The sequence below is a fragment of the Methylorubrum podarium genome (assembly GCF_022179745.1).
Classification (GTDB): Bacteria; Pseudomonadota; Alphaproteobacteria; order Rhizobiales; family Beijerinckiaceae; genus Methylobacterium; species Methylobacterium podarium.
Genome location: NZ_BPRD01000209.1, coordinates 21,294 through 28,054 on the forward strand (window position 1 = coordinate 21,294; position 6,761 = coordinate 28,054).

At 72.3% G+C, this 6,761-nt stretch carries 10 protein-coding genes and 1 tRNA gene; 7 read left to right on the forward strand and 4 right to left on the reverse strand.

Annotated features, from left to right (window positions below):
* Positions 1-6: 6 nt before the first annotated feature.
* A complete protein-coding gene (locus MFF42_RS11275) occupies positions 7-1,068 on the forward strand; it encodes a GSCFA domain-containing protein (protein WP_238255842.1) in 1,062 nt (353 codons plus the stop codon).
* A gap of 7 nt (positions 1,069-1,075) precedes the next feature.
* Here the strand turns inward: MFF42_RS11275 and hemC are convergent, their stop codons facing one another.
* Positions 1,076-2,005 carry a hydroxymethylbilane synthase gene (gene hemC, locus MFF42_RS11280; protein ID WP_238255843.1) on the reverse strand — a complete coding sequence of 310 codons (930 nt, stop codon included), beginning with the start codon at positions 2,003-2,005 and terminating at the stop codon, positions 1,076-1,078.
* A 197-nt stretch (positions 2,006-2,202) separates the two neighbouring features.
* On the opposite strand from hemC, the gene MFF42_RS11285 reads away from it, so the two are divergent.
* A tRNA-Lys gene (locus MFF42_RS11285) sits at positions 2,203-2,278 on the forward strand.
* Positions 2,279-2,597: 319 nt separating this feature from the next.
* On the opposite strand, the gene MFF42_RS11290 is transcribed toward MFF42_RS11285, so the two are convergent.
* The 3 genes from MFF42_RS11290 to MFF42_RS11300 are packed head-to-tail and all read right to left on the reverse strand — an operon-like array spanning position 2,598 to position 3,552.
* Positions 2,598-2,897: a hypothetical protein gene (locus MFF42_RS11290; RefSeq protein ID WP_238255844.1), complete on the reverse strand. Its 300-nt coding sequence runs from the start codon at positions 2,895-2,897 to the stop codon at positions 2,598-2,600.
* 12 nt (positions 2,898-2,909) lie between these two features.
* Positions 2,910-3,272: a hypothetical protein gene (locus tag MFF42_RS11295; RefSeq protein ID WP_003601496.1), complete on the reverse strand. Its 363-nt coding sequence runs from the start codon at positions 3,270-3,272 to the stop codon at positions 2,910-2,912.
* Positions 3,265-3,552 (reverse strand): hypothetical protein, encoded by a 288-nt coding sequence (locus tag MFF42_RS11300; RefSeq protein ID WP_003601495.1) that lies wholly within the window; start codon positions 3,550-3,552, stop codon positions 3,265-3,267. The genes MFF42_RS11295 and MFF42_RS11300 overlap by 8 nt, the downstream gene beginning before the upstream one ends.
* 328 nt (positions 3,553-3,880) lie before the next feature.
* On the opposite strand from MFF42_RS11300, the gene MFF42_RS11305 reads away from it, so the two are divergent.
* The 5 genes from MFF42_RS11305 to MFF42_RS26690 all read left to right on the forward strand — a co-directional run.
* A complete protein-coding gene (locus MFF42_RS11305; protein ID WP_003601494.1) occupies positions 3,881-4,480 on the forward strand; it encodes a hypothetical protein in 600 nt (199 codons plus the stop codon).
* A gap of 108 nt (positions 4,481-4,588) precedes the next feature.
* On the forward strand, positions 4,589-6,169 hold the full coding sequence (locus MFF42_RS11310) for an AAA family ATPase (protein WP_238255845.1): 1,581 nt from the start codon (positions 4,589-4,591) through the stop codon (positions 6,167-6,169).
* Positions 6,170-6,183: 14 nt separating this feature from the next.
* Entirely contained in the window at positions 6,184-6,414 is a 231-nt protein-coding gene (locus tag MFF42_RS11315) for a hypothetical protein (protein ID WP_017483163.1), read from the forward strand.
* Complete coding sequence (locus MFF42_RS11320) at positions 6,401-6,631, forward strand: hypothetical protein (RefSeq protein ID WP_017483162.1); 231 nt, start codon at positions 6,401-6,403, stop codon at positions 6,629-6,631. Before MFF42_RS11315 ends, MFF42_RS11320 begins: the two co-directional genes overlap by 14 nt.
* A partial coding sequence (locus tag MFF42_RS26690; RefSeq protein WP_507763107.1) for a L5-gp82 domain-containing phage-derived protein occupies positions 6,624-6,761 on the forward strand: 138 nt, incomplete at its 3' end. The genes MFF42_RS11320 and MFF42_RS26690, both read left to right, overlap by 8 nt.

The window sequence follows — 6,761 nt, forward strand, 5'->3', positions numbered from 1 at the left end:
CAGGCGATGAACCCTTACCGCGATCTACCGGCCGAGCGGTTCTGGCGCAAGGCGGTGGCGGGCGTGCCGCCTTTCGCCGTCGATCCGGGCCCGCGCGACGTGTTCCGCATCGCGCGCACCGACCGGGTCGCGACCGCCGGCTCCTGTTTCGCGCAGCGCGTCTCGCAGGCGCTCGCCCGCGGCGGTTTCCGCTACTACGTCACGGAAGCCGCGCCCGACGGAATGACCGAGGCCCAGGTATTGGCGCGCCAGTACGGCACCTTCTCGGCCCGTTACGGCAATCTCTACGGCCCCCGCCAGTTCGTGCAATTGTTCGACCGGGCCTTCGGCGCCTTCGAGCCGGAGCTCAAGGCGTGGCGGCGGGAGGACGGACGCTTCGTCGACCCGTTCCGCCCGACCATCGAGCCCGACGGGTTCGCCGACGAGGCGGCAGTGATCGAGGCCCGCGACCACCATCTCGCCCGCGTCCGCGAGCTGTTCGAGACCCTCGACGTGCTGGTCGTGACGCTCGGCCTGACCGAGGGTTGGCGCTGCCGCGCCGACGGGGCGGCGCTGTCCCTCGCACCGGGTGTCGCCGGCGGCCGGTTCGATCCGGACGAGGTCGCCTTCGTCAACGCGAACACCGCGGAGGTGATCGCCGACGTCTCCGGCTTCCTCGACCGCCTCTGGAGCGTGAACGCCGCCGCGCGCGTCGTCCTGACGGTCTCGCCGGTGCCCCTGATCGCGACCTATCGCGACCAGCACGTGCTCGTCGCGAACGCGCATTCGAAGGCGGTCCTGCGCGCCGCCGCCGGAGAGGTGTGCGAGCGCGGCGACCCGCGGCTCGTCTACTTTCCCTCCTACGAGATCATCACGAGCCACACCAACGGCGGACGGTACTACGAGGAGGACCAGCGCAGCATCGCCGAGGCCGGCGTCGCGCACGTGATGCGCGCCTTCATGGCGAGCCTCTCACCCGGATCGGTCGAGCGGCGGGAGCCGCCTCCGTCCCCGGCCAGCGAGGCGGAATTCGCCGGAACGGCGGGCGTCATCTGCGACGAGGAGACGATCGAGCGCAGCCTCGCCTGAGGCGAGGCTACTTGAGGTGCGCGAAGTAGACGTCGCCGGCCGCCCGCTTCAGCTCAGCCCCGGCATCGCGGCCGATCGCGTCGGCTTCCGCCGCCGCACCTTCGCGGCGGACCGCCCAGTGGCGGCTGCCATCGGGCAGGAAGAGCAGGCCGTCCAGGGTGAGGCGGTCCCCGTTCACCTGCGCGAGGGCCGCGATCGGGGTGCGACAGGAGCCGTCGAGTTCGGCAAGCAGGCCGCGCTCCGCGTCGAGCGCCGTGGTGGTGGTCGCGCAGGCGACCGGCGCCAGCAGCGCCCGGATCGCGTCGTCCCCGGCCCGGCACTCGATGCCGAGCGCGCCCTGGGCCACGGCCGGCAGCATCTCCTCCACGGAGAGGACGCTGCGCGCCACATCCGTCATCCCGAGGCGCTGGAGGCCGGCGAGCGCCAGCAACGTGGCGTCGCACTCCCCCGCTTCGAGCTTGCGCATGCGGGTGTTGGCGTTGCCGCGCAGGGGCACGATGGTGAGGTCGGGCCGGTGCATGAGCACCTGCGCGCCCCTCCGCAGCGACGAGGTGCCGACGCGGGCGCCGGCCGGCAGGTCGGCGAGGCCGTTGGCCGCGCCCGCGCTGAGGAAGGCGTCGCGCGGGTCGTCGCGTTCCAGGATGCAGGCGATCACGAGCCCGTCGGGCAGCCAGGTCTCCACATCCTTCATGGAGTGGACCGCGACATCGATCGTGTCGGCGAAGAGCGCCTGTTCCAGTTCCTTGGTGAACAGCCCCTTGCCGCCGATCTCGGAGAGCGGCCGGTCGAGCACCCGGTCGGCCACGGTCGAGACGACGACGATCTCGGTCTCCAGACCCGGATTGGCCGCCACGATCCGGTCGCGGACCATGCCGGTCTGTGCGAGCGCCATCGGGCTGCCGCGGGTTCCGATTCTCAGGGGTCGCGCGAGACTCATGCTCGCGCTGTAGCCGAGACGGCGGCGTCCGTCACGCTTCGGAGCGCATCGACGCGTGCAACGCGTCGGGAGGCCGAGCACGACGCTTCGTCGGAAAACTTTTCGATGGGGGCTGGACAGGCCGCCCGCCCATTGCTAATTCGCCGCCACCGCACGGGACTGGTGGCCCGGCGGTCCGGCCTCTCCGAAGAGGCTTCGGGCGCATAGCTCAGTTGGTAGAGCAGCTGACTCTTAATCAGCGGGTCCTAGGTTCGAACCCTAGTGCGCCCACCAAATAACCCCCACAGAATAAACGTTTTTCCGCAAGGCGCCCCCGGGGCGCCTTTGTCGTTTCCGGGCCTTGGGCGGGGTTTGGGCGGGGACGCGCTACACCGGTGGGGCGGCCGCCCGAGGTTCAGACGCTCGGATGAATTCCCCCGTCCGGCCCCGGCATTCCCTCGCTCGTGTGAAATCAGAAGGGGCCCCGGTTCGCGCCGGGGACCCCTCTCATGCCGCGGCAAGCCCCCCGGCCGGGGCGCGGCCGCCGTGCACGGGAACCGCGCGGCCAGGGTCTCTCAAGCCGAGCGATTCGTAACCGCTTGGGCCCGTCAGGTCACCGTGTCCGGGGATGGCGCGGAGCGCCGTAGACCCACATGCCGCCGTCGTATGTGCCGATGGTGAAGAGCACCCGCTCGGCGGTCCAAGCCTGCGCGCCGAATGTCTCCATGTCGAGGTCGTCACGGTCCCCCGGCTCGCCCCCCTCCGGGTTCACCCAGTCCTCCGACGAGAGCTCGATGATGGAGAGCCGGCGCCGGGCCTCATCCTCCGAGACCGTCCGATCCCCGATCTGCCACGCCGCGATGTGGGCGCCGTCGGCGCGCGAGAGGAAGAAGTCGTACATCGAGGTCTTCATGCGTTGCGGCCCCTACGGCTTCGCGACTGGGCCGCCCGGAACGATGCGCCCCGAGATCTGGCGGCGGTAGCGCCATGCCAGGTAGGCGGCGACCTGGCACTGACGCGGGGTGAACGGGCGGCCGCTGTCGAGCCGGCGCGCCAGCTCGCGGGCTAGCTTCTTGTCCGTGCTGCCCACCGAGTAGGTCACCGCGCCTGGCGACAGGGCGGCCGCCCTCGTGCTCGCGAGGTCCTGCATCTCCCGCCAGATCCGCCGCAGGCGCTCGCGCTTGTCACGGTCGCGCTCGGCCATCACCTCCTCGCAGGAGAGGTCGAGGGAGGCGCACATGCGGGCCATGGTGGCGCGGATGCACTCCTCGTAGGTCATCTCAGCCATGGAAGGACCCCACGGCGGGAAGGTCGGCGTCGCGGGTGCGGGCCGGCGGATCCAATGGGATGACGTAGGCGGTCGGGTTGCCCTCGGCGTCGAACTGCATCCCGGACGCCGGCGGCGTGGCGGCCTCCCCGGCTGGCAGCGCGACGAGTTCGAGCGGCTCGAAGCTGGGCAGCCCCGGGATCCTCGGGCGGATGTCGCCGTCGATGAACGGGTCGTAGGGACGGGCACGGCGGGCGGCGAGCGCCCGGCAGCGGATGGGATGCGCCTTCTTCATGCCCATCAGGCTACCCTCGGCGCGGGCCGGGAACAGGGGTCCTGCCGCCGGTTGCGGTAACCATGTTGACGGCGGTGAGGGGTCTGGATGAACTCGTAAATGAGTTATCCGGGGGCCTAGGGCGCCCGACCCTAGCTATATGAGTTGCCCGGCGGCCGACGTCGGCGACCGCGTTAACCATGCGATTCCGAGAGTGGCCTCTATACGCGACATCCGGACCGCCCCATCCCCGCGATGTCGCGTATACGAACCATTCGGCCTCCGGCGTCGGCGACCGTGTTAACCATGGCCGCCTCCTCGTGGTGGTCCACTACTTTACGCTCTGGACGGTCTGATGGACATCGAGGAGATCCTGCTCTGCCCCGTCCCCGAGGATCCCCGGATCCCAGGGACACCGGTCGGCCGCGTGGGGTCGGTCGGCCTGGCGAAGCTCACCCGCCGCGTCCCCACGATGGGCGCGGTCCTCTCGTACGAGGGCAGGCAGGCCTATGTCGACGGCCGGCCGGTCGAGCATGCCGTGCTCGCCGAGGCACTGTTGCGGGCGGTCGTGGCGGCGGCGAATAGGCTGTGGGGCGACCTGTGGGTCGCGCCCCTCGTCGCCGTGACGCGGCTCGGGCAGCGCACGGCCCAGCGCGACCGGATCATCAAGTTCGGTCTGCCCACGCCCGTCTTGAAGCTGCTCGGGTCCGCCGCGTACGTCGACCACCCCCGCGCCGTCGGGTACCAGTTGCTCGCCGTCGCAACGGTATGGGACGAGATGGGCAGCGACGATGAGGAGCACCACCGGTCCGGCGTGCTCTCGCACAGCGACCGCGAGGACCTCGACCGCCGGCTCCATGGCGTCCTGCGCGCGGCCCAGGGCCTCGTCGAGGAGATCCGCGAGGAGACCGACCTGGCTCGACGTATCCGCCTCGGGCTAGAGACAAAATCTTAACGAGTCGCGCGGTATCCAAGGGGGCCTGTCACGTGCGGCCTAAGCCGGCGAGCAGGACCTCATAGCACGCCCGCGGTGATACACGGGGCGTCTCCGGAAAGGGATCCGATGACCGACGAGATCCGGCGCGCTCAGCGCGCCCGGGCGCAGCGCGACGCGTCCACGCCCCCCGACACCGTCACCTTCCCCGCCACCCTCTGCCAGCTCCTAGACGGCTGGCCCCTGTACTGGAATCACCGCGAGCGCGACCTCCTGGCGTGGTCGCGCTCGCTCCGGCGGGACGGGCTCCCCCGCGGCCTGCGCGACGCCCTGGCCGCGCTCGACGAGGGCACCGTCACCGCGCCCCTCGCCGCCGCGCTGGCAGAGGCGTTCGCCGAGGCCGCCGCCGACACCCGGCTCACGAAGGCGGTGCGCGAGGACTGCCGGGAGCATGCCTCGCGCTGCCGGCTGAGTGCCGCGTGGCTCGGTGACTATGACTGCGCCGTGCGGGCAATGCACGAGGCCGACGTCTCGCTGGGCGGCTCGTTCGACGACTGCGAGCGATGGGCTCTGATGCTTACGCGCACCGAGCTCTCGTACGTGGCGCATCAGAACCTGCTCGGCACGCACGATCCCCAGCAGCCCGTCCACCGCGCCGTCCTGCGCGAGCGAGCGGGCCAGGAGCTCCTCGCCGAGGCCGAGGTCACGCGGTTCTGGGCGGCGCTAGACCGGGGCGAGAGCCGCTCCGCCCTCCGGGGCGCGGTCCGGAGGGGCCCGGTCCGCGACGACACGGGCGCGGACCCGCGCGACCCCGATTTCGACCCCCTCGACCTGGGAGAGGCCGAGGCGGCGCCCCCGGCCGGCGTCCGGGTGGCGGGGCCGTTGACGCACCTCGCGGACACGCGGGCGGGCCCGCGGGCGGAGTTCCGTGACGTCGCCGACCGTGTCCTGCCCGTCACGCCGGCGCCGGACCCGCAGGCCGTCCACGCCGCCCTACTGCGGCGCGTGCCGTGGGCACCGGCCCTCGCCGACGCCGTCGCCGGCGATCTCGTCGGGGCGCCCTACGCCCGCGTCCGGCCGCTGCTGCTCGTCGGGCCGCCCGGCTCCGGGAAGACGTCCGCCGCGCTCGCGCTCGGCGAGATCCTGGGCCTGCCGTCGACGCTCTATGGCGCGGGCGGAGTGGCGGACGGGATGTTCGGCGGCACGTCCCGGGCCTACCACACGGGCCGCGCGAGCGTCCCGCTGCAGGCCATCCGGCGGGTGGGGCGCGCCAACGTGCTCGTGGTGATTGACGAGGGGGACAAGGCGGCGACGGGGGACCACAACGGAAGCCTCGTTTCGACGCTGCTGCCGTACCTCGAATCGACCTCAGCGCGCCGGCTATACGACGTCTACCTGGAGTGCGAGGTCGACCTGTCGCCCGTCTCGTACGTCATCACGGCGAACGAGCTCGCGCGCGTCGCCGGCCCGCTCCGGGACCGCTGCCGCATCATCCACGTGCCGCGTCCCGGCCGGGAGCACCTCGCTGCCCTCGCGCCTCAGATAGCGGAGGCGCTCTGCCGCGAGCGGGGCATGCACCCGTCCGAGGCCGTCCTCGACGCGGCCGAGATGGAGAGCCTGCGGGCATTTTGGCGCGGCGGTTCTCTCCGGGAGCTCACGGCATGCGTCGCGGTCTGCCTCGACAGCCGCGCCCATGGTCCGCGGCATTGACGGGAGGACAGGACATGCACGCTCCCGTCCTCGACTACCTGCTGTCGACCCTCCGCGCCCACCGTGCCGCGGGTACCGTCCACCCCGAGGCGGCGCAGGGCATGGAGGCCTACATGCTCCACGTCATCCGCCTCGCGGACCAGCGCGCCATCACCGGGCCCGAGGCCCTGGTGGCGGCGAACAAGGCCTTCAACGGGGCCCTCGGCCTCCCGCACCTGCAGGAGGCGCGCCGTGAGCCCCGGTGATCCCGTCGCCGCGGCGGCCGCGCGGATCAAGGCGGCGTGGGAGAGCGGGCGCATCTGCCCGCTCTCCGGCAGGGGGCTCCGCGCCCGCGTCCTGCGCGCCGGCAGGCTCGTCCGGGCCGGCATGCTGTCCCCGGCCGAGGCGGCCGCCGTCGCCGCGGAGGCGGAGAACGTGGCGATGGCGTTCGCGCCCCTGCCCGTGCCGCCCCTCGATGACTGACGTCTACCGCAACCTCCGGCGCGCGGGCGGCTGCTGGTCGGTGCGCGAGGGCGGCCGCGTCGTCGCGCACGTCCCCGAGATCGCGCTGCGGGACGTGCGGCTGGTGGTGCAGCCCGGCGGCCGGGCGGCG